Below are 26,512 nucleotides of genomic sequence, written 5' to 3'. Positions count from 1 at the left end.
GGGATCGGGCCAGGCGGCGTCCCGCCATCGGACGAAACCGCCGGTGCTGTGTTCGCGCGCTCGCGTTCGAGTTCGTCGTCGTTCATCGCGTGGTCCCCACCACCCTGAGCGGCGCGACGTGCCGCGCCGAATCCTGTACCGGTCCCCTGTCGAGCAATGCGCGCAGATGCTCGCGCGCACGCGAAAGCCGCGACATCACGGTGCCCGCCGGCACGCCGAGCACCGTCGACGCCTCCTGATAGCTCAACTCCTCCACGCATACCAGCAACAGCACCTCGCGCTGCGCGGCGGGAAGCTGATAGAGCGCGCGCTGTAGATCCCGCAGCACGAGGCCGTCGACTTCTCCGTGCGGTGCTTCCAGCGTGCGCCACGGCGCGCTTTCATCGTCCACCGCAATCTCGCGCCGCCCGCGCAACTGGTCGATGTAGATGTGACGCAGGATCGTCAGCAGCCAGGCACGCAGGTTGCTGTCCGGCCGGAACGACGCGGCGCGCGAGAGCGCCCGCTCCGCGGCGTCCTGCACGAGATCGTCGGCCCAGGCGGCGTCGCCGGTGAGCGCACGCGCATAACGGCGCATGGGTGCGAGTTGCGCGATTACTTGCGCTTCGAACTCCGAGGACGGACGGCGCAGCATGGCGCGCGGGACCTGGTGGCGTGGCTAGCCGCGAGTCAGTAACCGCCGCCGCCCGACGAACCGCCCGCGCTGCTCGACGAGCTGCTGCCGCCCGAATTCATGTCACTGCACGCAGTCACTGAACCCGAGACCGCGGCCATCGTCAGACAGAGAAGACAGGCAAGTACACTGCGAAACCGCTTCATGGTCATCTCCTGTGCAGAGTGGACGTCGTGCGCTGAACCGCCGACGTCGACAAGAGGTAAACGCGGCAGGCCAGCGCGTTATTCCCGGTTTGCAATCGCGCGCCTGCCGCGCGCGTGCGTCGCCGCACGGAACGCACGCCTGGAAGCCCGGAAAATCGCCATTCAATAAGGCGCGGGAACGGTCGGACGCGTGCGTGCGCAAGACAGCGAAATCGGTGACACGTTCGCGCACGCTTTGCACTACGCTATGAACGTATGCGCCGGCAGCGCGTCCGATGGTTCGAGACCCGCTTTGTGGATCTTTGCGGACATGCAAGGTGCCAGCCCGCCAATTCCGCCATTGTGGCCGCTAGCCGGTATAGTTCTGCAATAAAGTATGTCAACGCACGCGCGCTTTGCCGGCACAAGGTAGAATTCCGGCGAGCAAACGTTTCTAAATGAATTGCGGCATTGAGCCGCCTGGTCAAAATTCGTCCATGCCTTCCGCAGAATCGCACCCGCAAAACGACTTCATGAACGCCGCGCGCAAAGAGCGCAAGCGCGTTGAAATCTATCTGGTCAACGGCATTCGCCTGACCGGATGCATCGAGTCGTTCGATCAGTACCTGGTGATGCTGCGCACGCCTGTCGGCCTGCAAGGCATCTACAAACGCGCCATCTCCACCATCCAGCTCGACACCGGCACGCGCCCGGGTCCGCGCACGCCGCGCCCTTCGCACGGCGAGCATACGAGCCGTGGCCCGCATGGCAACTATGGCGGCCACGGCGGCCATGGTTCGCGCGAATCGCGCGAGCCCCGGGAGCGCGAACCGCGCGAATCCTGGTCGGCGTCTGGCTCGTCCGGCCCGTCCAATTTACCCGGTTCGCCCGAGCGCCCCGCCCAGGACGGCCCGGTGGTCGTCACACGCCGTCGCCGGCTCTACGGTGCCGTGAACAACGGCGGCAACAGCGGCGAAGGCTCGAACAACGGCTGAGCCATGCGCGCGCGGGCCGCGCGCGCATTTTCTGCCACCGCCGATCGCGCGAAGCGCAAGTGCACAAGATTCGGCCATGCGCTCGTGGTCTTTCTCTTTGCGTTATCCTGAAGGCGACTCTCTTCGCCCGGAGAACGCCATGAGTTCATCCAAACCGAAGTCTCCTCAGCCCTCGCAGGAAGATGCGCTCGACGAAGCGCTCGAAGAGACTTTCCCGGCAAGCGACCCTATCGCCGTCGATCCGCCCCCCTCCAGGCCCGAGCCCGCCGACGACACCGGCAAAGGCCATGCCAAGCATCATCGTCACGGCAAGCACTGAGGCCGCGCATCGGCGCCCGTCGGGCGATCCGAACGGGTCGCCATGATCCAGGCGGGTCCGTATGGGCCCCTTGCACCGCCCACGATCCTTCACCAGGAATTCGTCAGGTTTTCGCGAAACATCGCCCCCGAAGGCAACGAAGGCGGCGCGTCACGGACGCCCGCCTTCGTCTCCCATCCGCCCTGCCAGCAATCTGATCACCGGACCGGCAAGCCGCCCTCGACCTCGCGCTGCAGCTCCCGCACCTGGCGTTGCGCTGCACGCAGCTGATCCTGCGCAGCCGCCTTCTCGACCTGAAGCGCATTGGCCTGAGTGCGCGCCTGCTTCTGCTGATCCGCGACAATGGCCTGCTGCTGGCGCGCAATCGCGAGATCGGCCTGCAGGCGATTGGCGTGATCCTGCGTCAGCGCAATCATGCGGGCCGTGTACGCCTTTTGCGCCTCGAGGCGCGTGCGGCGGATCTCGACATCCGACAACTGCAGCGTCTTCTGCACGAAATCGCGATAGATCGCCTCGGCGCGCGTCTCGTCGCTGGTCTTGATGACGCGCCAGAACGTCTTGTTCTGGAACAACGTCACGTAATAGGTCATCTCCTTGCCGTAGAACAGGAGACTCGCACCATAGGTGCCGTTGTAGGTCGTGCGCAATTCATTGAGATCGGAGCCGCGGATCATCTGCTGCAGCTCGGCCACATTGCCCGCCGCGTTCTGCTGCGCCTCCTCCTGCGTCAGCGCGACCGGCGTCCCCGGCAATGGCTGCGCGCCCGGCGCCGCCTGAGGCTGCACCGCCGTGGTTGCCGGATCCTGTGCCGCCATGTTCGCGGCCACGTTGACCGTCGACTGCCCGGCCGATTGCGCCGGTTGGGTCGATTGCGCCGTCCCCTGCTGCAGCGGCTGCGCGCAGCCTGATTCCAGTCCCCCGAGCAGCATCAGCGCGGCCAACGCAAGCTGTCGAACTCTCCACTTGTCGCTCATGAAGTCCCTGTTTTGTACAGTGCTTTTGTATGATTTTACAAAATCGCACAATTATTACTCAGTTTCGCCGGTTGCGGGCTCTTCGTCGAAAATTTGGTATTTGCGGATCTTTTCCCATAACACTTTGCGGCTGATTCCCAGGTATTGGGCCGTGTCCTTGCGGCGCCAGCCGTTCGCATCGAGTGCCGTCAGCAGCCGGCTGCGCTCGGCCATGTCCCATTTGCTGCGATCGACGACGGGCGCCATCGCCGACTCCCCAGGCGCCGGCTGAACGCTGCCCGATCCCGCAAGGAGCCGGCGCAGGCGCGGCGCGTCCCAGTCGCCCATCTGCCGCACCGTCACGCCGACCCGTTCGGCCAGGTTGCGCAGCTCGCGCACGTTGCCCGGAAAGCGCATCGCCGCCACGGAGTCGGCCAGCCAGTACGGCAGATCCGGCAGCGCCGCGAGCCGCTCGCTGCCCACCACCGACGCCACGAACGCCTTGAAGAGCGCGATCTTGTCCACCGCGCCGCGCTCTTCCAGCGACGGCACGATCAGCTCGATCACGGCAAGGCGGTAATAGAGATCGGCGCGGAACTTGCCGTCTTTCACCAGTTGCGGCAGTTGCCGGTTGGTCGCCGCGACAAGGCGAAAGTCCACCTTCAGCGGCGTGGCCGAGCCGATGCGCGTGACCGTGCCGTCCTCCAGCACGCGCAGCAGCTTCACCTGCTGATAGAGCGGCAGATCGCCGATTTCGTCGAGAAACAGCGTGCCGCCGTCGGCCTGCTCGAAGTAGCCTTTGTGCGCGAGCGCCGCGCCCGTGAACGAGCCCTTCGCATGCCCGAAGAACAGTGACTCGAACAGGCCATCGGGGATCGCACCGCAGTTGACGGCCACGAATGGCCCCGCGCCGTAACGGTTGTGTTTGCGGTGCAGCAGCTCGGCGATGCGCTCCTTGCCGGTGCCGGTTTCGCCGTGCACGAGCACGCTCGTGTCGCAGTCGGCGAAGGTATCCACCTCCTTCATCAGCGCGCGCATGCTCTCGGACTCGGCCACGAGCATGTCCGCGCCCGCCGTCTGGGCCGAATGCGCGCGCAACTGGACCGCGAGCTTCGACACGAGCCCGCGCAGTTCGGCGCAGGTGAAGTCGAGCGGCAGAATGTGCGAGTACTCGGCGGGATACATGGCCGGGTCGTTGTCGCGCGGCGCCGCGCCGACCCAGATCACCGGCATGCCGTGCGTGGCCTGCCAGTCGCGCAGCACCAGCGCGCCGGTGTCGATCACGCTCACGCTGACGATGGCGATCGATGAGCGCACGGCGATGCGTTGCGGCGAGACCGCCGTGTCGTCGGCGCGGATCACCTCGACGTCGAGGCTCGCCATGCAGCGCGCGACGCGCTCGACAATATCGGCTTTGCCTTCCCAGACGTAGAGGTCGAGTTCCTCGATGGGGGTGGTGGTTCGCATCGGTGGGTTGTCTTATTGAACGAGTGTTGCAACACCGCAGGTGAGCGGATAGTCGGTCACGGTCGCGACGCCGAGCTGAACGCCGAGCAATTGCAGCAAAGGGCCGAGGATGATGTCGTCGAGCCCCTGGAGCACGGGGCCGAGGGTGGTGCCGAGTATGCCCTTCACCACCGGCATGGCGAGACCGTCGACCAGTCCGCCGACGACGCCTCCGATGATGGGCCCGAGCAGCGAGTTGAGCGCCCCCTGCAGCAGCGTCAGTTGCAAGCCGTTGCTGCTTTCGGTCAGTTGGCCCAGTGTCGTCACGGTCGACTGAAGCGAGTTGTCGAGCACCGCGCCGATCGCATTCGAATTGACGGAATTGCCGGTGATCGGATTGCCGTCGCCGTCGAACATCAGGACCGCACTGGACGGATTGACGACGGGCACGCCCACCGAAGGCGCGCTCACGGTGGCGATGGCCGTGCCCAACAACGACACGCTCGCCACATTCCAGCGGGCGTTCGTGCCGGCGCAACTAAAGCCGCTCACGTCCTTCGCTTGCACACCGCCGGCGAGCGGCGTGCCGATACAAATATTGGCGAGCCCGGTCTGCACGCCGATCGTCTGCGTGCTTGCCGTCTTGCTGGCCGCGCACTGCGCCGATTGCAGCCACGCCTGCCCTTGCGCGGCGACCACGTAGAGCGGCAGTTGCACGCTCACATCGAGGACGTAGCCGATGCCGAGATACGAGGTCGTGGTGTTCGTCGTCGAAATCACGGCGTTCGCGCCCAGCAGGATCTGCGCGGTCTGGGCCTGGGTGCGCCACGTGCTGGTTCCCTCGATGTAGCCGGGCTCGCCCACGGCGATCGAAGGCGGCGAAATCACCTGCAGCGTGAGCGCGACGCTCACGGGCAGAACGCCGCTCAATCCGGTCGTATCCAGGCTGAACGTGACCGGCGCATTGCCGGCGGCGGCAATCTCAGCGCCGGCGATCAGCATTTGCAGGACGTTGACGCTCGCGTCGGCCGCATATTCGGCGTTGGCCACGCCGAGTTGCAGCAAGGCCGGCGAGCCGGACAGCGACACCAGCTGGATGGAGTTGAGCGTCCCCCGCGGAACGAGCGCGGCCACCGCCCTCAGGGCGTTTTGCGCCGCCGCGGCATTAGCCGTGAGCGCCCCGTCGCGGCCGACGGCCGCGAGCAGGATGTTGGCCAGGCCGCCTACCGAGGTTTGCGCGGCGAGCAAGCCATCGTATGTTCCGGCTGACGTGGCGACAGCGGCGAGATCGGCGACCTTCACATTGGCATTCGCGAGGCCAGTCCACGAGGCCGCGTCGAGCTGGACCTGGGTGCCGCCGAGCAGCGCGCCGAGCATGCCGTTGAGCAGATTCACCTGGGCGAGGGACGTGCCGACCTGGAACGAGCCGATCACCGACGCCTTGGCCGTGGCGTTCGCCGTGATCTGGCGCGCCGGCCCGAGGAAGAAATACGGCACGGTATTCGTCACGCTCACCTGCACGCCGTTGAGCGGCGGCGTGCCGTTGCTCACGAAGGTCATCCCGCCGTTGCCATTCGAGTCCCAGCGCCCGCAGGCGACGGCCAGCGTGCGCGTCGTGCCGTTCACCACGAAACCATTGCTCGCCGCGTTGGCGGTCGCCGTCACGAGCGGCTGCGCGCAGCGGTCGTCCATCTGTTGCGCCGCGGCCAATGCCGCGAAATCGGCGACGTTCTGCAACGCGCGCTTCGCAAGATAGAGATTCGCCACGTCGAGCACGCCCAGCGCCGCCACGGCCACCACGAGCCCGATGGCCGCCATCACCGCGAGCGAGCCGCGCTGACGCCGCGCATGCGCGCGGCAAGCGCCGGGAAAGCCGGCACGAGCCGGCTGGCGTGAGCGCGCCACCATCTCAGTACGCGCCTCCCCCGCCCATGGTTGCGCCGCCGACTCCGCCGCCTTGTCCGTTGCCGGTCTGGACCGTCGAGCCGAAGCTGGTCGGGATGTCCGTATCGAACGATTTCATGTAGCGGCGCCAGGCGTAGCCCGCCTCCTCGCCGAGCATCGGCAGCGCGGGCGCCGCCTGGGCGTTGCTGCGCTGAAGATCGAGCCAGGCTCTCGTCGAGTGGCCGATTTCGCTGTTCGGAACCGGCTCGCCGGTGGTTTGCGCATCCGTCTGCGCGTCCATGCCCTCGGCATGCGCCGCCGGCGCGACGAGCACCAAGGCAATCTTCATGCTCGCGACGAGCACGGCCATCGCAGCGCGATGGTGGCACGCCCGAAAAACCGCCGAAGCGGCCAGGCTCGCGGCAACGCCCGCGTCGATGAGCTGATTGGTTTTCATCGTAGTCCTCATATTCCTCGTCTCGCGCGAGTCCTTACTGCGGGGCGAAGCGTTCGACCAGGCGCGGCTGCGCGTCGCCGCCGGACCAGCCGCTCTGCGCGCTTTGGGCGCTTTGGGCGCTCTGGACGCCCTGGGCGCTCGCGAACGAGCGCGATGGGGGCGCGGCGGCCCGCTGCGCCATGCGCAGCGCGGGCTGACCCTTCGATTCGCGCTGCTGCGCTACCTGGCGCGCGCGCTCCACTTCGCGCACCTTCTGCGCATCGCGTGCTATCGCCGCCCGGGTCTGCTCGGGCAAGCCCTGACGTGCCATGAGCGCTTGCGCATCGGCGTCGTCGCCGCCGGCCTCGAATAGCAGCGCCACGTTCGCGACGATCTTCGCGTTGTGCGAATCGAGCTCCAGCGCCTCGAGCAGCGGCACGCGCGCGCCGGCCACGTCGCCATCGCGCAGCAACGCATAGCCGAGGTCGGAGAGCGTAGTCGCGTTGGTCGGGTCGAGCCGCGACGCCGCTTCAAGCTCCAGCGCAGCCTTGCGAAAGTCGCCCGCTGCGCCCGCAAGCAAACCAAGCCCGCGATGGCCGCGCGCCGCGAGCGGCGTGTCGAGCAACTGCGTGTAAGCCGCCGCGCTCGCGCCCGCTTGCCCCGTCACGCGCAGCGCGTCGGCGCGCAGCACGATCGAATCGGGCGTGGCGCCGTACTGGCGCTCGAACGCATCGATATGCGCGAGCGATGCGTAATAAAGCCCTTCGGCCTGCATCCGGGAAATCAGGCCAAGGTACATGCCCGGCGTATCCGGCACCGGGTCGTGGGTGCTGGCGCGCATCTGCATTTCGGCCTGCGCCTGCGGGCCCACTCCATAGCCCTGCGGCGTCCCGCACGCGGCCAGCGCCGCGAGCCCCATGCCAGCCATGGCCGCCAGCACACGGCGCGCAACCGTGTCGACGATGAAATGCTTCATGATGGTTCCAGTCGTGTTCATGGGTCGATCGCGCCGCCCCTCAATGACGGGCCAATGCCAGCGAATGCAGGACAGCGATCACGCCAGGCCCCGCCGTGACGATGAGCAGCGCGGGCAGCAGGGTCACCACCATCACGCCGGTCATCCTCACGGTGAGCTTGCCGATGCGCTCGCGCAACGTCGCGCGGCGCACCTCGCGCAGCCTGTCGCCGAATTGCTTGAGCGGCTCCTGCACGGCGCCGCCGTGCTTGTCCACCTGCACGAGCAGCCGGATCACGGCACGCAGGTCCTCGTTTTCGTAAATCGACGCCATGCGCTGCAGCGACTGCTCGCGCGTGCGGCCCGCCACGAACTGGCGCTGCGCGATCTCCACTTCGCCGGAGAGCACGGGCAGCACGACGCGGAATTCGTTGATCATCACTTGCAGGCTCTGATCGAGCGAGAGCCCGACGCCCTGCAGCAGGCGCAGCAGATCGACGAGCATCGGCAACTCGTCGGCCACGGCATCGAGCCGTGCGTGCGCGCGGCGACGCATCACGAGCTTCGGCAGGAAAAAACCGAATAACAGACCGCCACCCGCCCAGGCCACGGGCCGCACGCCGTGCGCGATGCTGCACCACGCAGCCAGTGCCGCCATCGCGAATGCGCATACGAGGCGAACGATGCAATACAGGCCCCTTGCGCGCGCGTCGACGTAGCCGCATTGATCGAGCAGGCCGCGGTCTTCATCGGCAACGATCAGCTTGCCCAGCGAGGTATCGAGCCAGCCCACGCCCATCGCGCCGAGCGCGTCGATCATGCCTGGTAGTGCGGAGCGTTTCGACACGCCGATGGAGGCGTCGCTGGTCGTGGTGCCCCCCTGTGCGCCGCGTGACGCCGCGGTGCGTGCATCGAGGGTGGCCGCGCCTTGCTGGCCCGTCTGCGCCGCGCGGTTCACTATCGCTTGATCGAGCACGCGCCCGCTCTTGCGCGCAGCCAGAAGCCGCGCACACGCGAGCGCGCCAAGCAAGGCGAAACCGAGCGCGCCAAGCAGCAGCGCAAGCACACCGAGACCGTGCGCGCTCACAGCGCCCCCTTGAGCCGCGTGAGCCGGTACAGCAGCCAAGCGCCCAGCATCTGCAGGCCCATGGCCCCGTACGCCAGCAGACGCCCCGAATGATCGTTCCACATCGACGCGAAATACCGCGGGTTGGTCAAAATGAGCAAGCCCGCGATACCGAGCGGCAACAGCGCGAGTACCCATGCGGAGAGACGCGTTTCCGCCGACATCGCAACGAGTTCGCGCTGCGCCTGTTCGAGATCGCGCATGAACATTGCCATGCGTTCGAGCATCACGTCGACCCGGCCGCCGTAGCGCACCGAAAGGCGCAGCACCGCGCCCACGAGTTCGAGTTCGCGCGCGCCATAGACCTGTGCGACGTGATTGAGCGCCCGATCGATTTCGACGCCGGCGCGCAGCATGCGCGAAACGTGATCGAGGCACTCGCGCAACGGTGCTTCGGTGGTGACCAGCGCGGCCTGAAACGCGGCCGGCACGCTGTTGCCGAGCACGATCAGCCGCACAATGCCATCGAGAAACGAAGGCAATTGCGCGACGAGCCGCGCGCGCCGCCGCTGCATGCGCACCGAGAGCGCGAAGGCCACCAGCGCCACCACCAGCACGACCACGGCGAGCGCCGCCGGCACGCCGCCGACCGCCAGCGCCAACAGCGTCAGTGCAAGCGCGATCAAGCCGACGAATGCCAGCGGCTTGCGCATGTCGACGATGCCGGCACGGCTCAGCATGCCCTGCAGCGCGAGCCTCGCGCGGCCTCTCCAGTCGTGCGGCTGCAGCGCCGCCAAGGGCAGCGCCCCGCCGCGCGTGGCGGCGTTCCCGCCCACATAGGCGGCGCGCACTTCATCGGATCTGGCCGCAGCGGGTCTGGATGCGGCGGGCGTGCCCGGCATCGCCCCGACCGGGGTCGCCTGGGCTGCGGCGCTCATCCGGCTATCGACAAAACGCGTCACATGCTCACGCGAGGTGCGCTGCTGCGCGCGCTGCCAGAGCATCAGCCCGGCAGCGGCAAGCAGCAGCGCAAGCGCCGCAATGAGCGCGATCGCGCTAGACATTGAAGCCCCCGTCGCGCCCGCCGCCAAAGCCGAAATTCGACGAAGCCGCAAGCGCCTGGCGAAACCGCGCGAGCTTGGGCGAGTGCGGATGGATGCCGAGCGAATCCCAGCGGTCGACCTCCTCGCCGTCCGCGTTCATGACCGGCTCGTAGCGGTACAGTTCCTGGGTCGCGATGATATTGTCCGCGAGCCCCGTTACTTCGGTAACCGAAAGAATCCGGCGGCGTCCGCTGGAGAGGCGCCCGATCTGCACGATGAAGTCGACGGCGTTGGCGATCTGCCGGCGCAGGCTGCTTTCGGTGCCCTGAAAGCCCGCAAAGCCCGCCAGCATTTCGAGCCGGTACAGACACTCGCGCGGCGACGACGCGTGCACCGTCGCCATCGATCCGTCGTGGCCCGTGTTCATCGCCTGGAGCATTTCGAGCACCTCGCCGCCACGCACTTCGCCCACGATGATGCGGTCCGGGCGCATGCGCAGCGTATTGCGCAGCAGGTCGCGAATGGTCACCACGCCCGTGCCGTCGAAGCCGCCGGGGCGGCTTTCGAGCCGCACCACGTGTGGGTGATTGAGCGAAAGCTCGGCGGTGTCTTCGATCGTCACCACGCGCTCGACCTCGGGAATATGAAACGCCAGCGCGTTCAGGAGCGATGTCTTGCCCGAGCTCGTGCCGCCCGACACGAGAATATTGCAGCGCGCCTGCACCGCCGCTTCGAACAGCGCGCCGATCTCCACGCCGAACGTGCCGTTGCCGAGCAGATCGTCGGGGCGCAGCGGATCCTTGCGGAACTTGCGAATCGAGACGATGGGCCCCGCGAGCGAGAGCGGCTCGATCACGACGTTGATGCGCCCGCCATCGGGCAGGCGCGCGTCGACCATCGGATTCGATTCGTCCAGACGCCGGCCGATGGGTGCGAGGATGCGCCGCACGATGCGCAGCAGATGCGCGTTGTCGGAGAAGCGCACCGGAATCTTCGAGAGGATGCCGTGCCGCGATACGTAAACGTCGCTGAAGCCGTTGATGAGAATGTCCTCGACGGCCGGGTCCGCGAGCAGGTCCTCGATCGGCCCGAACCCTGCGAGCTCCTTGGTGAGCGCCCCGGCGATCGCACGCACTTCGCTCTCGTTGATCGGGATGTGCCGCAGCCGCACGAAGCTGTCCATTTCCAGATCGACGAACTGGTTGATCGCCTGACGCGACCAGCGGCCGAACTCGGCGCCTAGCTCCTCGATGCGGGTGAGCAGGTGCTCGTGCGCCGCGTTCTTGATGTCCTGGAACTGTTGGCTGTGCGCGAACAAGGGCGCGTCATCGGCAAACTGGATGTTATCCGCCATGGTCTACGAACGCTTCGATGAGTGTTGGAAAAGGCCGCGCAGCGGGCGGCGCAATGCGTCGAACTTCTTCGGAACCGGCGTGCGCAGGCCATCGAGCTGCGCGGCGAGCGCGTCGAGCGCGCGCACCCAGGGGTCGCGCGGCGCGCTGTCGACCAGCAGCTGCCCACGGTTCGCCGCCTGGCACAGCGCCACGCGGCGCGCCGGCAGCACGCCCGCGAGCTCGATGTTCAGGCGCTCGGCAATCTGCGCCGCGCTCAGGTCGATATCCGCTTCGTACTGGTTGATCACGAGGCGCAGATTGGCGTTGTCGACGCCGCCCTCGCGCAGCACTTCGAGCTCGCGCGACGCCGCGACAATCGACGCGACGCTCTGGTCGCACACGAGCCAGGCCTGATCCGCTGCGCGCGCCACCTCCAGCACGAACTCCGTGTTCGAGAAGCCGCCGAGATCGACGATCTGGTGATCGAAGAACGCGCGCAGCCGCGTGAGCAGCGCGACCGCCGACTGATACGAAATTTCGCGCAGCGCGCCGAGATCAGCGGGCAGAGTGGTGAGCGCAAGACCGCTCTCGTGGCGTGCGAGCGCCGTGTGCACGAAGGTCTGATCGAAGCGGCGCAGGTTGCGCACCGCATCGACGAAACTGAAGCCATTGCCGGCGTTGAGCAGCAGCGCGCCGTCGCCGGCCGGCAGTCCGAGGTCGAGCAGCGCGGCGTGCCGGCTCAGCGCGGCGCCCTTGCGCGCGAGCAGCACGGAGAGACCCGCCGCAAGCGTCGTGACCCCCATACCGGCGCGCGCGCCCAGCAGCACCGTGAGGCGGCCGTGCCGGCTCACCGGCTCCACGCGGTTGTCCAGCACCTGGCGCACGATACGTAAGGCATCCTCACTAGCCGCCCCCGCGTCGATGAAATCGCGCACGCCGGCGCGCAGTGCCGAGATCGCGCTTTCAGGCTCGGCGAGCGTGCCCACCGCAATAATCTGCAGCCCCGGAAACGCGGCATGAGCGGCCGCCGCCGCCGCGCTCGCGGCGCCACTCTGGGGTTGTCCGGAATTCGCGCCGCTGCGCGAAAAATCGATCAGCAGCAGCGAAGGCATGTTCTGCGACATCTGCTGCGTGAGCAGCGCCGGGTCGAGCGCCACCGTCTCCACTTTGCCCACCGGGCCGAGCATCTGCGCGACCCAACGCGCGTTCGCGTCATTGGCCGTGGCGAAGACGAACGAATCCGTCATGGTGCGTTCAACCGGCACGTGCGATCTCGCGTTCATGAATGCTCTCCTGTCGGCCGGAGTTCGCGCTTTAACGCCTGACTCCGGTCCCATGCAAAGCCTTGCTGCTCGCGCAGCGACTGCCGCCGCATCATGGCGAAAATCCCGGCACTGGATCGCGCGATGCCGCGCCGCCGAGCAGCGAGCGCCACACCGGCGCATTACGCTGCTCGGACAACTCACCGGGCGTGCCGGGCAGCTTCGCGTCCCTCGCGAGCGGCGACACCAGATGCGGCGTCACGATGATCACCAGTTCCTTGTCGTTTTGCTGATAGTTCAGTTGCTTGAAGAACGTGCCGATGATGGGCAGGTCGCCCAGCACGGGCACCTTGTTCACGTTCGACGCCGTTTCGCGATCGATCAGCCCGCCGATCACGAAGCTCTCGCCGTCGCCGAGCTCCACGGTCGTTTCGGTGCGGCGCGTGGAGATCGCGGGCACCGACACGCCGCTGATCGTCACCGCGTTCGCGAAGTCGAGCTGGCTCGCCTCGGGCGCGACCTTGAGCGCGATGCGCTGCGGCGAAAGCACCGTGGGCGTGAGCGAAAGCCCGATGCCGTAGGGCTTGTATTCGATCGCCGTGGCGCCGAGCGCCTGCGGCACCGGCACCGGAATCTCGCCGCCTGCGAGAAAGCTCGCGCTCTGGCCCGAAAGCGCGACGAGCGTGGGCTCGGCGAGCACGCGCGCGAGGTTGTTCGTCTCCATCAGGCTCAGATCGGCGAACAGCCCGTGCGTCGCGGAGGCAAACACCAGATTGAACGCGGACGCGATCGGTACGGCGGCCTGCAGCGCGGTGCTCGCCAGGCTCGACGAATTCGACGCCGAGCCTACCCCCGCCGATCCCCCCGGCGTATTGATGCTCCCTGAGGAAAACGAGGTCGGCGTGAACGAGCCGAACGCAAAGCCATTGTTCTGGTGAACGAAATTGAAGCCGATCTGCTTGAGCACGCTACGGCTGAACTCGACCACGCGCACGTCCACCTGCACGACCGAGCGCGTCGCGATGCTCGACGTGTCGAACACGTTCGCGCCCTTGCCGCGCTTTGCGCCCCTGCCGCCGCTGTCGTCCGCTCCGCTGTCTGCGTCCTTGCCGCCCTTCCCGCTCGCGCGAACCGACGCTTGCGCGGCAGCCACCGCGCGCTGGTGCTGCTCCATCGACGCGGCGCGGCCGGCAATGAGCGCCGTGTCGCCCAGCACCTTCAGGTCAGGCGTGCCGGTATCGAGCAGCGCGCGCGCTGCGCCCGTCGTCACGTTGACCGTGAGCGTGCGCGGCGCACCGCTGCCCTGCCACAGCATCACGTTGGTCGTGCCCGCGCCCTTGCCGACGAGCAGCACGCCGCCGCGCCGGTCGCCGCGGATCACGAGCACGTCGGCCACCGATGGGTCGCCCACGGCGATGCGCGTGAGCGCACTCGTGACAGGCAGCGTGCGCTGCTCGCCCACCGCGATATCGACGCTGGATGGCACGCCGTCCGCGACGTCCTGCGCCTGCGCGGACGGCGACGCCCATGCGGGCATGGCCGCGAATGCGAGACCGCCCGCGCAGGCGGCGGCCGCAACCACGGCGAAAGTCCTCGTTATCGTCATCGTGTTCCTGCTTCTTTTATATACGGCCAGATCTGCGCACTTTGTCGAAGGCGGTTCGAGCACCGCGCTCCCGTACAGCCCTTCCCTTTGCATCCTTTACCAAGCGACCATTTCCGCGCGCCCGCCCCGTATCACTTCGAGCCCACCGTGCGCGGACGCACTGGCGCCGCGCGGCGCGGCCTGCGCGATCGGCGGCGTTTCGCGCGGCGCGCCGCCGCCCGCGAGCTGGTCGAGCGCGACACCCGCCGCCGCGCGCGTGGAACCATCGGGCGCCGTGTGCGTGGCCACCTTGAGCACGCCCGGTTGCGGGCCGAACGCGGCGGGATCGACTTGATCGTCGTCCGTTGGGTTGCGTAGCGCGAGAATCAGTTGTCCCTGGCTTTGGGCCAGCGCGAGCTGATCGACTTCGGTCACCGGCACCGCGAGCACCGCCGTGCGTGGCGTCCCGGTCTGCGTGCCGAAGTTGGTGGTGCGCTGGCCCGCTGCACTGCCCGACGCTGCGGGCTGCGCACCGAACACCAGCACGCGCGCCTTCGAAATCAGAAGACGCGCCTGGGTGCGGCCGACTTCGCCGCCGTTCATGCCACTGCCGTCGCGGCGCAGCGTAAAGAACACGTCGACATAATTGCCCGCGTGCAGGACGTTGCCGACCGCATTGGTCTCATCGATGCGCACGGCCACAGCGCGCTCGCCCGGCGCCAGGCTCGTCGCGATACTGGACGAAAGCTGCTGGTCGAGCACGGGCGCATCGGCGGCGATATCGGCGAGCGGCACGCGGCCCGCAACCAGAGCGCTATCGCTCACCGCGCCCTGCGGATGAATCGGCAGCGGCTGGACGCGCAGCGCATCGGCGGGAATTGGCTGGCCTGCTGGCAATGCGCGTGTGGCCACCACGACCGGCGTGAGCGAGCGCGTGGACGCCGGCGGCGGCGCAATGGATGGCGGCGGCGGACGACGCGCGAGCATCCATGCGAGCAGCCCGAGCACGAGCGCGCCCGCAATCAGGAGTCCTGCAGTGACTTTGGTCAGATTGGCCATGAGCGGTCATCCACAATGCGTGCGAATGGGGTGTCGTATGGCCGCCCAGTCCGACTCGGCAATAGGATCGAAGGCATGCGCAAAGGCTTCACAGGAGATTCTCCGGATCGATTTGCACGGTAGCCTGGCCCACGAGCGATGACGGCGCGAGCAGTCCCATCAGCGGCAACGGCGGCACCAGCGGGTTGGCACCCCACGCGTAGGTGAGCGTAATTTGAACGCAATCCATTGCCGTGTTCTCCGTGCACCCTGCCGGCGCGGTGTTGACCGACTGCGTGCATTGAGGCGCATGCGTGAGCCAGTTCATGACCGCCAGCGCCCGCGTGCAGGCAGCCTGCGCGCGGCTAGCAAGCGCCGAAGCGGAATTGGCGCCGTTCTGATAAATGAGCGCCGCGCGCGCGCCTTCCGCAGCAGCCGCGGTCAGGCTCTGCTGCACAAGAAAGATCATGCTGTACATGACGATCGCATAGAGAATCGCGAAGAAAAGCGGAAACGTGACCGCAAACTCGATCGCGGCCACACCGCGTTGCGCCCGCTTGCCACGCCCTGCTTTCGAGGCAATGTCGCGCGTTTTCGTTGTGCGCGCAATCACGCCGACCACCCGGACATCAACTGGAGCACGAGCCAGACCAGCGCGGGCACGCTCAGGCACGCGGCATATGGCGTACCGCGCCGCGCCCCCACGGCAGCGAGCCGCGCGGGACGCGCCGCTGTGACCGGTGCGCGGGCGCGCAGCGTGATGAGCATGGCGAGCGCGTGCACGAATGCGGCCAGACTCGAGACAACCCACAGGCCCACGAGTGGTTGCATGCCGCACCACGCGCCGAGCACCGCGAAGACCTTGGCGTCAGCCGCTCCCATCATGCCGAACACGAAGAACGGCATGAGCGCGGCAAGGCCAACAGCGGCGGCGGCCAGCGCCTGACCGATGCCGAGATGCGCTGGTCCCGCGTGCAGCAGCGCTGCCGCCAAAGCGGCGGCGAACCCTGCGCCCACGAGTGTGTTCGGCACGCGGCGCGAGCGGCAGTCGCACACAGCAACCGCCACAGCCCATGCGCCGAACATGAGGCTGGATAAATAGAATGGAATCATCGAGAAAGGTGTGCGCGCAACTATCCAGCGCGCACTCGAAAGCAAGTGTGCGCTGGAGCTTTTAGTTAGTGAGCGATGGTGAGCGTTAGCTTAAACGCTCAATCACTTATATCCCGGCGGTTATACCCGTTACCTTGTTCGCGATGGCCGTGAAAAGTAACCCGAGATCGGTTCCCAAATTAGTGGCGCTGACAAGGACGGCCAGCGCAACAACCCCCGCAATAAGCCCATACTCAAGCGCGGTAACCCCTTCTTCCGACTTCGCGAATTTCGTTATCAGCTTGTTCATTTCGGCCCTCTCTCTTCTTTACGTTCTCACGCTGATCTGCATCGGTGCTCGCAGTGCAATGCTGCTGAGCTGTGCCAATGCATCCGGTCCTCGAACTGCCCATGCCAGTCCGCCAACGTTTCAGCCATATCGCAGCACGCCCCTCAACCATGCTACGTAAGGCTTTATTTGTATTTTTTGTCTGTGCGGTTTTTATAACGTAACGCTCTGCGTAACGCAATCGCTCGTTACGCAAACGCGAAGTCGTAATTGCATTATCGGCATCCGCGATTCGCGGTTTACTCCGGGCAAACCATGATGCCACTATTCAGGACTGGATAATCTAACCAGATTTAACGTTTGCGCGCTTCTCCCAGTCGGCATACAGCCGCCATGTCATCGATCTTATTTCGACGATGTGACTTTTCCGCCCCGTTACGGCAACGCCCGTAACACTGCGCTCTCCGCGTTACGTGACGTAACACGCGGCATCACCTAACGCTTCATTTCGGCCTCCGTCATTCGTTCGACAAAAGCATTCACAAGTGCTTGATACGTCTTGATTAGACGAAACCCTCCAGACCTCGTTGTGTGTGCGCCTGCACATTGGCATGCCTGTTGCGGTGTAAGGAGCGCAGGTCCGATGGACCAGCCACACAACACCACAAAAACACCATACGAACCGAGGGCAACATCTTGAACAATCAGCGCATCGCGAACGCAGCGCGCTTGACGGCTATCGCTGCAACCATCGCCACGCTGCTCTCGTTGACCGCCTGCGGCGGCTCGGGCTCTCTCAGCAGCGGTACTGGGGGCGGCAGCGGAGGCGCACTGCAAACAGACGGCGGCGCGAGTGGCGGCGTAGGCGGCGGCAGCGGAGACGGCAGCGGCTCCGGCGCGGGCTCCACCCCCTCCGCCGAGAATGGCAGCGGCTCGGGCAGCGTCGGCAACGGCACCACCACCGGCGACAGCGGTTCAGGCACGGGTAATGGCTCCGGCACGGGAGGCGGCACAGGAAGCGGCGCGGGCGGCACGACCACCGGCTCCAATGGCAGCGGCGGCACGCCCGTCGCGGCCAATGCCGTGGGGGCCGTTGCGCACGCCGCAGGAAACATCGTGGATGACACAGGTTCGACCGTTTCGGGCATCGGCGGCACGATCGCCGCGCAGACGCTGCCAGGCGTCAACCCGCAAACCACCCAGGCCGTGGGAGGTATCGTCCAGAACGTGGGCGGCGCGATCTCCACGCTCGGCAACGGCGTGTCCCAGGGGCTGGGCCAGCTCGGCGCGAGCAGCAATCCGGTAGGCACCACGCTGTCGAGCACGGACGGCGTTGTGAGCGACGCGGGCCAGGCCGTCACCAGCACGGGCCAGCTCGTCACGAGCCTCGGCAGCGGCCCGCTCGCACCGCTCGCCGCCGTCACGACGCCGGTGGGCGCCACGGTCAGCACCGTCGGCACCACGGTCACGAGCGTCGGCAACCAGCTCACCGGCGCATTGACGCAAGGCCCGGTGCAACAGGTCACGCAGCAACTGAGCTCGACCATCACGCCGATCACCTCCGTGCTCGCCTCCACCACGCAGACCGTCGGCAGCACCACGGGCGTAGGCACGCCGGTAGCGGGCCTGTTGCAGACGCTCGGCGGCGGCATCCAGAAAGGCGGTGCGCTAGTCGCTCAAAGCGGCGGTGCGAATCCCGTCACGGCGGGCATGGGCAACCTCGTCGCCGACACGGGCAAGACCGTCGCCACGGCTGGCAACCTGCTGACGGGAGGCACAGCGAGCAGCGGCACCAATCCGCTGGGCGGCACTCCGCTCGCCCCCGTCACGACCATCCTGAGCAGCGTGACCGGTGGCGCGACTGGCGGTGGCACGGCCGGCATCGGTGCGGGCATTGGCATTGGTGTTGGCGCAGGCACGGGCGGCCGCAATCCGCTAGCACCGGTCACGGGTGCGCTTACCGCCGCCACCAGCACGCTCGCCTCCGCCACGGGCGGCAGCGCCAGCCCGCTCGCACCGGTCACGGGCCTCGCCGGCACTCTCAACACCGTCACTGGCGCGCTCACCAACGCCGTGAGCGGCGCTGGCGGTGCGGGCGGCGCTGTCGTTGCAGGCGCTGCGCTCGGCGCGGGCCCCAGGCCGGCCGCCACCTCGGGAACATCCAGCACGCCAGCCGTCAGCACCACCAGCGCGACTCCCGCGCTCTCGCTCTCCTCGCTGACGGGCGGCAATTCCAGCGGCAGTGCGGGGAGCCCGCTCGCCGGCCTCACGTCGATCGTCGGCGGCCTGCTCGGAGCCAAGAAGTAATCCGCTTCGTCTATTCCGCGTTCCAGCGCCTCTTTCAGCTTCAGATCCAGTCCAGGAGACAGCGTCATGTTCAGCAGCTTCACCGTGAGCCCCCACCACCGCGCTGTTGCGCTCGTGCACAGCCTGCGCCTCACCGCGCTCGCCGCTGCCGTGGCGTGCAGCGTCGCCGCCTGCGGCGGCAGCAGCTACACGCCGCCTTCCGCTTCTGCGGCTCCGACCGGCACAACGGGCCCGACCGGCACCGGCGGCACCAGTGGCGCCGGAGGCAGCTCGACTGCCGGCACCGGCGGCGGCTCGGGCAGCAACAGCGGTGGCGGGACCACCACCGCATCGACCGGCACGAGTGGCGTGGTCAACACGGTGGCCAAAAGCGCCAACGACCTCGGCAACGCCGTCGGTTCAACCACGGTGCCGGGCACGAGCCCGCAGGTCAGCCAGGGTCTCGGCGATGCCGTGTCGAGCACCGGCACGGTCGCCGGCGCACTTGCCAACGCTGTCTCGAACGGCATCGGCGAAACCGGCTCGACGCCCAATCCGGTCGGCACGACCGCGGCCGGGCTCGGCAACGTGGTGAGCGCAACCAGTGGCGTCGTCGCGGGCGCGGCCACCGCGGTCAACGGCCTCGGCAGCGGGCAACTCGCGCCGCTCGCCCCGGTCACGACGCCGCTTGCCAGCGCTCTCGACACGACAGCCAACGCGGTGAACGCCACGGGCACGACGCTCGGCAACGTGCTCTCGTCAGCTCCGGTGCAACAGGCCACGCAGCCCGTCAGCACGGCCATCACGCCGATCGTCACCACGGCGGGACTCGTCACTCAGCAAGTGGGCACGTCGACGGGCCTGGGCGCGCCGGTTTCGGGCTTGCTCGCACAAGTCGGTGGCACGCTGCAGACGGCCGGCACGAAAGTCGCCTCGACGACCGCAGGCTCACAGGCAAACGGCGCGCTCGGGCCGCTCGGCGCGGATGTCGGCACGCTGGTTGGCGCCCTCGGCAATACGGTCACAAACGCGGGCGGCCTCGTCAATCCGAACGGCCCGAACGGCGCCGCGCCGATCCCTGGCCTCATCACCAGCGTCGTGGGCGGCAGCACCGCACTCGTCGCGAACGGGCCGCCGACCGGCGCGGCGGCAGCGGGCCCGCTCGGCGTGCTCAACGCGACCGCCGCGAGCCTCGGCCTCGGCGGCACGCCGCTCTCGGCAGTGACGGGCGCGGCTTCCAGCGCTACAGGTGGCGCGGGTGGCGTGGCGCGCTCACCGCGGCCTCGGCGGCCTGCCCGTCGCGGGAGGGCTGCTTTCGGGCGTGACTTCCGCGGCCACCTCGGCCACCAACGCAGTGGGCGGCGCCACAGGCAGCGGCAGCTCGGGCGCTGCTGCGGCGGCGGGTCCGCTCGCAGCACTCGCGGCAGCGGCAACGGCGGGGGGACAACCACGCTGCTCACGCCGGTTACGGCGCTCGTCGGCACGGTCACGGGCGCCCTCGGCACGACGGCCGGCGCAACGGGTTCTTCGAGCAGTTCTGGCATGGCAGGCGCATCGGGGGGACTGCTGAGTGGCGTACTGCACAAGCTGCCGTAGCGCGCACAGCCATCGCCATGCAAGACGGGCAATGCATGACGCGGCGTTTGGAGAGGAATGCCGCGTCACACAACGCCCGGCAACACACAGCAGCATGTAGTATGGATTACGAAGCAATAAAACGCAGGCAATCAGGGAAGTCATATAAGGACCGCCGAAAAGGCGGCACAAGAGACGGGCGCGCCGGGGCATTCAGGCAACCGGCGCGCACTGTCCGACAAGTCGAGGGTAGTTCAATGAAAGGCGCACCATGGGCCGTGCTCGCCACGGCGGGGATCATCGCGAGCGCGGGCTTGACGGGAGTCGCGCTCGCACAGCAGAACCGGCCGGTATCGACGGGTGGTTTGCAGCGCGGCAATCCCTGGATGCCCTGCCCCAAATCAACGCGCCAAAGAAGGCGCCCAGCGTGACGGTGCAGGTGCGGCAGCAAGCGCCCGCGCTCGAGCAGCTGCTCGCCACATCACGCCCACCACCTTCAAGGTCGAGGGCGTGAAATCGATTCCGTTCGACGAGGTCGCCCGCCGCTTCGCGCCGCTCGCGAATCACGACATCACGATCGGCCAGCTCATCGAAACCGCCAATGGCGTGACGAAGCTCTATCAGGACCGGGGCTATGCGCTCTCGTTCGCATTCGTGCCCGCGCAGAACTTCGCGGGCGGCGTGGTGCGCATCACGGTCGTGGAAGGCTACGTGAAAGACGTGAAGATCACAGGCAAGCCCGGCGCGCTCGAGGGCAGGATGCGCGCGATCGCTGCGCACATCGCCGAAGACCGGCCGCTGCGCACCGCCACGTTCCAGCGCTACATCAACGTGCTCGGCATGCTGCCGGGCCTCAAGGTGAAGGCGAACGTGCCACCGCCCACGACCACCGACGGCGCCACCACGCTCGAACTCGACGCCACGCAAAAGCCCTGGGACGTGAGCACCGGCATCGACTTCAATCACCCCGGTGTGCAGGGTCTCCTCACGCTCTCACCGAAAACGGCCTCACGCCGTTTGGCGAGCAGTTGAGCTTCTCTGCACTGTTGCCCAAAGGACGCGACAACGTCACGTACCTCGCCGCGCACGCGGCCGTGCCGATCGCGAGCGACGGCCTCACCGCGAAGCTCGACGCCTCGCACTATCGCGGCAACCCGGTCGACAACCCGGGCCTGCCGGCTTACGTGGAGCGCACCGTCATCAGCGACAAGCTCACGGGCTCGCTCTCGTATCCGCTGCTGCTGGGCAATACACGCAGCCTCATCGGCACCGCGAGCGCCTACGCAGCACACGACGAGGACCGCTACCGCAACACCCTCAACGGACTGCAATACGACCTGAGTTCACAGGTGCGCGTGCTGCAGCTACAAGCCGATTACACCGAGGTGAAGCCAGGCCAGGTGCGCAAGGCGAGCCTCGTGGTGGCGAAGGCCTTCGACATTCTCGGCGCGTCGAAGTCGGCGCAAACGAATATTCCCGGTCTCGCGCTGCAAAATCCGGTGTCGCGCTGAATTTCGTGCGCACCGATGCCTCGTATTCGCAGAGCAACGACTGGCCGATGGGCTTTGGCACGTCCGTCGCCGCAACCGGGCAATACAGCCCGAACACGCTGCCGACTTCCGAGCAGATCTCGTTCGGCGCGCAGCGCCTTCGCGGCCGGCTATCAGCCCGGCGAGGCATCGGGTGATTCGGGCTGGGCCCTCGTGCTCGAGCTCAATCATCCATTCAGGCTGGGCAAGGTGTGGCTGCAGTCGATCACGCCGTATGTTTCGTTCGACATGGCGCGCGTGTACCTGCATGCGGGCACGCCCTCGCCTTCGCGGCTTTCATCGGCTTCGGCGGGGTTCCGGATCACGGACGGCAAGTACTACAGCCTCGATCTCTCGGTGGCGAAGGCGCTGGCCGATGCGCCCGTTGAAAGCGCGTCGCGCAGCCCGCGCGTGAATGCGACGTTCTCGTATCAGCTCAATTGAGGCAAAAGCCGCAAACCGGGCCGATTCACGACGACAGCCCGCCAGGCATGGTGCGTGCTACACGCGCCATGCACGCCGACTAGAGTTTCTCCTCGCAAACGCGCGAAGCGCTTTCGCGTATCCTGCGCTGACCGCCGCGCGCCTTTGCCGCAGTTCGCTGCCACGCAACCTGGCTCGCAGCGGTTTGACGCACACATACCGATAAACATCAGTGGAGGAAGACATGTTCCCGTTCAACGACCGCGGCAACGCGTTCGCCGCCCGTGCGGCGCGTCATATCGTGCTGGCCGGGGCGCTGCTTGGCGGCGTGATCGCCGCTCACGCGCAATCGAATTCGCCCGTCGGTGTCTGGCAAACGATCGACGATCACAGCGGGCAGCCCAAGGCGCTCGTGCAGATCAGCGAAGATGGCAGCGGCGGCCTCACCGGCAAGATCATCAAGGGACTGGGCGCGAACGATCAGCCGGACCGCCGCTGCACGTCATGCACGGACTCGCGCAAGGACCAGTTGATTCTGGGCATGACGATCATCGATGGTATGAAGCAGGCCGGCAGCGAATGGGATGGCGGGCACATTCTCGACCCCGAGAACGGCAAGGTGTACCGCTGCAAGATCCACACCGAAGATGGCGGCCAGAAGCTGGTGGTGCGCGGTTATCTGGGCATTTCGCTGCTGGGACGATCGCAGACCTGGTTACGCCAGCAATAATCCAAAAATCTCGCGCGAGCGCTCAAAGCGAGCGCTCAAAAAACGCGAAGGCCGCCTTGTGACGAGGCGGCCTTCGTGTGTATTAACGCGCGTAAAACGCGCCCCTATTTGGTCAAGCGCGGTCAAACGGGATGAAACGCGATGAAGCGCGATGAAGCGCAATCAAGCCGTATGCCGATACACCGACCGATAACTGAACGGCTGCGGCACAGCGGACGTGGCGGGGCTGAACGGCGAATGGCGCGTGGTGGATGGCAGTCCGGGCAAGCCTTCCTGAACGCGCGCGGCAGCCTTTTCGGCGCGGCTCAGATGCTTGCGCATGCGCGATTCGATTGTGTCGCACAACGCGATGCCCTCTTCGCCGAAAAGCTCGGCCATCACGCGCTTGAGAACTCCTTCGTCATGCCAGGCTTTGAAGCGGCGATGGCAGGTTTGATAAGACGGGTAGCGGCGCGGCATGGCCGACCACGTAGCGCCGCTATACATGACCCACAAGACGCCGTTGAGCACCGAACGGGTGTTGGCAAGCGGACGGCCGCGCATTTCCGAGCGCGGGCGCAGTTCTGGCAGCAGCGGCATCACGCGCTGCCATTCTTCCTCGGTAATATCGCGATGGGGGGTCATGGTCTACTCCTTTGTCAGAACCTGTCCTGACTAAAGATATCGACTTGACCCGGCGGCCCCTATCAGACGAGTCCGAATCTTGAAAATGCGGATCCGCGCCCGTTTTTTCGACGTAGTAACGGTTTTTTCGGGGCCATAAGCCCGCTGCTTACGTGAGCGTCGTATCGACGATGCGGCGCGGCGTTTCCAGATACTCCTTCGATTGCATCTCGACGATGCGCGAAACCGTGCGCGTGAACTCGTTGGCCATCGGCCCCTCCACATAGAGCTCCTCGGGCGGCACCGCGGCCGACATCAGCAGTTTCACCTTGTGGTCGTAGAACACGTCGATGAGCCAGGTGAAGCGGCGCGCTTCCGACTGCATGCGCGGCGTCATCTGCGGCACGCCGGAGAGGATCACGGCGTGGAAGCGGCTCGCGAGTTCCAGATAGTCGTTCTGCGAGCGCGGCCCGCCGCATAGCGTGGCGAAATCGAACCACACGACGCCATCGGCCTTGCGCAATGCCTTGAGCTCGCGCTTCTCGATGCGCAGCAGCGGGCTTTCGTCCGGCACGGCGGCCAACTCCGCGAACGAATGGCGCAACGCCTTGTCCGCAGCCGCGCCAAGAGGCGTGTGATAGACCTCGACCTGCGCGAGCGTGCGCTGACGATAGTCGATGCCGGCGTCGACGTTCAGGACATCCAACTTTTCCTTGATGAGCTCGATGGCCGGCAGCATGCGGTCGCGATGCAGGCCGTCGGGATAGAGCAGATCGGGATCGTAGTTGGACGTCATCACGAACTGCACGCCATTCTTGAACAGACCATCCAAAAGGCGATAAAGAATCATCGCATCGGCGATGTCGGAGACGTGAAATTCGTCGAAGCAAATCAGGCGATAGCGCTTCGCGATGCGGCGCGCGAGTTCATCGAGCGGATCGGCCTGGCCCTTGAGCTCTTCGAGTTCGCGGTGCACTTCGCGCATGAACTCGTGAAAGTGCAGGCGCGTCTTGCGTTGCAGCGGCACGACCGCATAGAAACTGTCCATCAGGAAGCTCTTGCCGCGGCCCACGCCTCCCCACATATAAACGCCGCGCGGCAGATCCGGGTGATTGATGAGCTTCCAGAACGCGTTCGAGCGGCGGCCCTTGTAGGCGACCCACTCGTCGTAGCACCGCTGCAGCCGGTCGATGGCGGTACGCTGGGCCGTATCCGGTTTATAGCCCCGCTTCTGCAGTTCGTTTTCGTAGTATTCGGTGACGTTCATTTCTCTGGACCGCAAACAAAAAGAGGCGGGAGAGCCTGAGCTCACCCGCCTCTGTACTAATGCATGGTGCTGCGAGGCAGAGTCCTGTCTCTTCGAAGGAGACTTGCCACCCTGCCCTCGGCGCTTACATGTTGAGCGCGCGCTTGTCGGTGGCGAGCGCCGCTTCGCGCATGACTTCGGACAGCGACGGGTGCGGATGGCAGATGCGGCCGATGTCTTCGGCGGCAGCCTTGAACTCCATCGCCACCACGGCTTCCGCGATCAGGTCCGATGCGTTCGCCGAGATGATGTGCACGCCGAGCAGCTCGTCGGTCTTCGCGTCGGCGATCATCTTCACAAAGCCGTCGGCCTTGTTGATGCCAAGCGCGCGTCCGTTCGCCATGAACGGGAACTGGCCCGTCTTGATGTCGCGGCCTTCGGCCTTGAGCTGCTGCTCCGTCTTGCCGACCCATGCGATTTCCGGCTCGGTGTAGATCACCCACGGAATGCAGTTGTAGTCGATGTGCGGCTTCTGGCCGTCGATGATCTCGGCCACCAGCACGCCTTCGTCTTCGGCCTTGTGCGCGAGCATCGGGCCGCGCACCACGTCGCCGATCGCGTAGACGTTGGGGACCGAGGTTGCGCAGTGGTCGTCCACGTCGATGAAGCCACGCTCGTTGGCCTTCAGGCCGATCGCTTCGAGGCCGAGGTTGTCGGTGTTCGGCACGCGGCCAACCGACACGATCAGGCGGTCGGCTTCGAGCACTTGCGCGTTGCCGTCCTTGTCCGTGTAGTTGATCGTGACGTTCTTGTCGGTGGCCTTCACTTCGCCCACCTTCACGCCGACGTGAATGTCGAGACCCTGCTTCTTGAAGAGCTTCGCGGCTTCCTTCGCGAGCGACTGGTCAGCCGCGCCCAGGAATTCCGGCAACGCTTCGAGGATCGTGACATCGGCGCCGAGACGGCGCCACACCGAGCCGAGCTCCAGGCCAATCACGCCTGCGCCGATCACGGCCAGCTTCTTCGGCACGGAGTCGAACGTGAGCGCGCCTTCGTTGTCAGCGATGATCTTGTTGTCGACCGGGATGCCCGGCAGATGGCGCGCCTTCGAGCCCGTCGCGATGATGACGTTCTTCGCCGTGACGACTTCCGTTTCGCCTTCGCCCGACACTTCGATCTGCACGCCGGCGTCGGTTTTGCCGGTGAACTTGCCGTGACCCTTGAGCCACGTGATCTTGTTCTTGCGGAACAGGAACTCGATGCCCTTGGTCATCTTCTCGACGATGCCGTCCTTGCGGGCGAGCATCTTCTCGACGTCGATCTTCACGTCGCCCACGCTGATGCCGTGGTCGGCGAGGTGATGCTGGGCATTCTCGAACTCTTCGGACGAAGCGAGCAGCGCCTTCGACGGAATGCAGCCCACGTTCAGGCAGGTGCCGCCGAGCTTCAGTGTGCCGGCCGGGTTCTTCCACTTTTCGATGCACGCAACCGACTTGCCGAGCTGCGCGGCGCGAATCGCCGCGATATAGCCGCCGGGGCCGGCGCCGATCACGACGACGTCAAATTCTTTGGACATGGTCATCCTTTCGATACGTGAGCGCGGCGCGCGGAGTCCGGCTTCCGGA

Annotated in this window: 24 protein-coding genes and 1 pseudogene; 6 read left to right on the top strand and 19 right to left on the bottom strand. The window is 66.5% G+C overall.

All coding sequences use genetic code 11. The annotated features are described in order from the left end of the window. Window positions 1-82: 82 nt before the first annotated feature. Entirely contained in the window at window positions 83-634 is a 552-nt protein-coding gene (locus tag PWP93_RS04495; protein WP_421043617.1) for a sigma-70 family RNA polymerase sigma factor, read from the bottom strand. 35 nt (window positions 635-669) lie between these two features. Then, window positions 670-819: a hypothetical protein gene (locus tag PWP93_RS04490; protein ID WP_421024166.1), complete on the bottom strand. Its 150-nt coding sequence runs from the start codon at window positions 817-819 to the stop codon at window positions 670-672. Window positions 820-1,295: 476 nt separating this feature from the next. Between PWP93_RS04490 and hfq the strand changes: the two genes are divergently transcribed. Next, on the top strand, window positions 1,296-1,793 hold the full coding sequence (gene hfq / locus PWP93_RS04485) for an RNA chaperone Hfq (RefSeq protein WP_421043616.1): 498 nt from the start codon (window positions 1,296-1,298) through the stop codon (window positions 1,791-1,793). 139 nt (window positions 1,794-1,932) lie between these two features. Then, complete coding sequence (locus tag PWP93_RS04480; protein ID WP_421024168.1) at window positions 1,933-2,112, top strand: hypothetical protein; 180 nt, start codon at window positions 1,933-1,935, stop codon at window positions 2,110-2,112. A 197-nt stretch (window positions 2,113-2,309) separates the two neighbouring features. On the opposite strand, the gene PWP93_RS04475 is transcribed toward PWP93_RS04480, so the two are convergent. The 14 genes from PWP93_RS04475 to PWP93_RS04410 form a co-directional block, all read right to left on the bottom strand. Beyond that, the gene (locus PWP93_RS04475) at window positions 2,310-3,086 is read right to left on the bottom strand and encodes a DUF2968 domain-containing protein (protein ID WP_421043615.1); all 777 of its coding nucleotides are present in this window, start codon (window positions 3,084-3,086) and stop codon (window positions 2,310-2,312) included. Window positions 3,087-3,140: 54 nt separating this feature from the next. After that, window positions 3,141-4,532 (bottom strand): sigma 54-interacting transcriptional regulator, encoded by a 1,392-nt coding sequence (locus PWP93_RS04470; RefSeq protein ID WP_421043614.1) that lies wholly within the window; start codon window positions 4,530-4,532, stop codon window positions 3,141-3,143. A gap of 12 nt (window positions 4,533-4,544) precedes the next feature. Then, window positions 4,545-6,419, bottom strand: a complete 1,875-nt coding sequence (locus PWP93_RS04465) for a TadG family pilus assembly protein (protein ID WP_421043613.1) — start codon at window positions 6,417-6,419, stop codon at window positions 4,545-4,547. A 1-nt stretch (window position 6,420) separates the two neighbouring features. Continuing rightward, the gene (locus tag PWP93_RS04460; RefSeq protein WP_421043612.1) at window positions 6,421-6,852 is read right to left on the bottom strand and encodes a DUF3613 domain-containing protein; all 432 of its coding nucleotides are present in this window, start codon (window positions 6,850-6,852) and stop codon (window positions 6,421-6,423) included. A 34-nt stretch (window positions 6,853-6,886) separates the two neighbouring features. Next, window positions 6,887-7,828, bottom strand: coding sequence for a pilus assembly protein (locus PWP93_RS04455; protein ID WP_421043611.1), 942 nt, complete (start codon window positions 7,826-7,828; stop codon window positions 6,887-6,889). Between the two features lie 19 nt (window positions 7,829-7,847). Then, complete coding sequence (locus PWP93_RS04450) at window positions 7,848-8,873, bottom strand: type II secretion system F family protein (protein WP_421043610.1); 1,026 nt, start codon at window positions 8,871-8,873, stop codon at window positions 7,848-7,850. Next, window positions 8,870-9,916 carry a type II secretion system F family protein gene (locus PWP93_RS04445; RefSeq protein WP_421043609.1) on the bottom strand — a complete coding sequence of 349 codons (1,047 nt, stop codon included), beginning with the start codon at window positions 9,914-9,916 and terminating at the stop codon, window positions 8,870-8,872. Before PWP93_RS04445 ends, PWP93_RS04450 begins: the two co-directional genes overlap by 4 nt. Further along, window positions 9,909-11,249, bottom strand: a complete 1,341-nt coding sequence (locus PWP93_RS04440) for a CpaF family protein (RefSeq protein WP_421024176.1) — start codon at window positions 11,247-11,249, stop codon at window positions 9,909-9,911. The genes PWP93_RS04445 and PWP93_RS04440 overlap by 8 nt, the downstream gene beginning before the upstream one ends. 3 nt (window positions 11,250-11,252) lie before the next feature. Continuing rightward, window positions 11,253-12,512 (bottom strand): fimbrial protein, encoded by a 1,260-nt coding sequence (locus PWP93_RS04435; protein ID WP_421043608.1) that lies wholly within the window; start codon window positions 12,510-12,512, stop codon window positions 11,253-11,255. Between the two features lie 91 nt (window positions 12,513-12,603). Further along, window positions 12,604-14,097 (bottom strand): type II and III secretion system protein family protein, encoded by a 1,494-nt coding sequence (locus PWP93_RS04430; protein ID WP_421043607.1) that lies wholly within the window; start codon window positions 14,095-14,097, stop codon window positions 12,604-12,606. Between the two features lie 96 nt (window positions 14,098-14,193). Further along, on the bottom strand, window positions 14,194-15,135 hold the full coding sequence (cpaB, locus tag PWP93_RS04425; RefSeq protein WP_421043606.1) for a Flp pilus assembly protein CpaB: 942 nt from the start codon (window positions 15,133-15,135) through the stop codon (window positions 14,194-14,196). An 88-nt stretch (window positions 15,136-15,223) separates the two neighbouring features. Then, on the bottom strand, window positions 15,224-15,727 hold the full coding sequence (locus tag PWP93_RS04420) for a TadE/TadG family type IV pilus assembly protein (RefSeq protein WP_421043605.1): 504 nt from the start codon (window positions 15,725-15,727) through the stop codon (window positions 15,224-15,226). Next, the gene (locus tag PWP93_RS04415; RefSeq protein WP_421043604.1) at window positions 15,724-16,200 is read right to left on the bottom strand and encodes an A24 family peptidase; all 477 of its coding nucleotides are present in this window, start codon (window positions 16,198-16,200) and stop codon (window positions 15,724-15,726) included. Before PWP93_RS04415 ends, PWP93_RS04420 begins: the two co-directional genes overlap by 4 nt. 133 nt (window positions 16,201-16,333) lie before the next feature. Then, the gene (locus tag PWP93_RS04410; RefSeq protein ID WP_421024182.1) at window positions 16,334-16,516 is read right to left on the bottom strand and encodes a Flp family type IVb pilin; all 183 of its coding nucleotides are present in this window, start codon (window positions 16,514-16,516) and stop codon (window positions 16,334-16,336) included. A gap of 675 nt (window positions 16,517-17,191) precedes the next feature. On the opposite strand from PWP93_RS04410, the gene PWP93_RS04405 reads away from it, so the two are divergent. From PWP93_RS04405 to PWP93_RS04390, 4 genes and pseudogenes are all read left to right on the top strand, one after another. After that, window positions 17,192-18,802, top strand: a complete 1,611-nt coding sequence (locus tag PWP93_RS04405) for a collagen-like triple helix repeat-containing protein (RefSeq protein ID WP_421043603.1) — start codon at window positions 17,192-17,194, stop codon at window positions 18,800-18,802. 66 nt (window positions 18,803-18,868) lie between these two features. Then, window positions 18,869-20,377: a collagen-like triple helix repeat-containing protein gene (locus PWP93_RS04400; RefSeq protein WP_421043602.1), complete on the top strand. Its 1,509-nt coding sequence runs from the start codon at window positions 18,869-18,871 to the stop codon at window positions 20,375-20,377. A gap of 250 nt (window positions 20,378-20,627) precedes the next feature. Continuing rightward, window positions 20,628-22,329 (top strand): annotated as a pseudogene (locus PWP93_RS04395) (ShlB/FhaC/HecB family hemolysin secretion/activation protein). A gap of 223 nt (window positions 22,330-22,552) precedes the next feature. Further along, complete coding sequence (locus PWP93_RS04390) at window positions 22,553-23,038, top strand: DUF2147 domain-containing protein (protein WP_421043601.1); 486 nt, start codon at window positions 22,553-22,555, stop codon at window positions 23,036-23,038. Between the two features lie 162 nt (window positions 23,039-23,200). Here PWP93_RS04390 and PWP93_RS04385 read toward each other — a convergent pair whose 3' ends face one another. The 3 genes from PWP93_RS04385 to lpdA all read right to left on the bottom strand — a co-directional run bounded on the left by PWP93_RS04385 (window position 23,201) and on the right by lpdA (window position 26,463). After that, entirely contained in the window at window positions 23,201-23,662 is a 462-nt protein-coding gene (locus tag PWP93_RS04385; protein ID WP_421043600.1) for a transposase, read from the bottom strand. A gap of 148 nt (window positions 23,663-23,810) precedes the next feature. Further along, window positions 23,811-24,908, bottom strand: coding sequence for a cell division protein ZapE (gene zapE / locus PWP93_RS04380; RefSeq protein WP_421043599.1), 1,098 nt, complete (start codon window positions 24,906-24,908; stop codon window positions 23,811-23,813). Between the two features lie 124 nt (window positions 24,909-25,032). Then, on the bottom strand, window positions 25,033-26,463 hold the full coding sequence (gene lpdA, locus PWP93_RS04375; protein ID WP_421043598.1) for a dihydrolipoyl dehydrogenase: 1,431 nt from the start codon (window positions 26,461-26,463) through the stop codon (window positions 25,033-25,035). Between the last annotated feature and the right edge of the window lie 49 nt (window positions 26,464-26,512).

The sequence above is a fragment of the Paraburkholderia sp. A1RI-2L genome (assembly GCF_048957375.1).
Taxonomy (GTDB): Bacteria; Pseudomonadota; Gammaproteobacteria; order Burkholderiales; family Burkholderiaceae; genus Paraburkholderia.
This window is presented reverse-complemented; position numbering and strand designations above follow the sequence as displayed.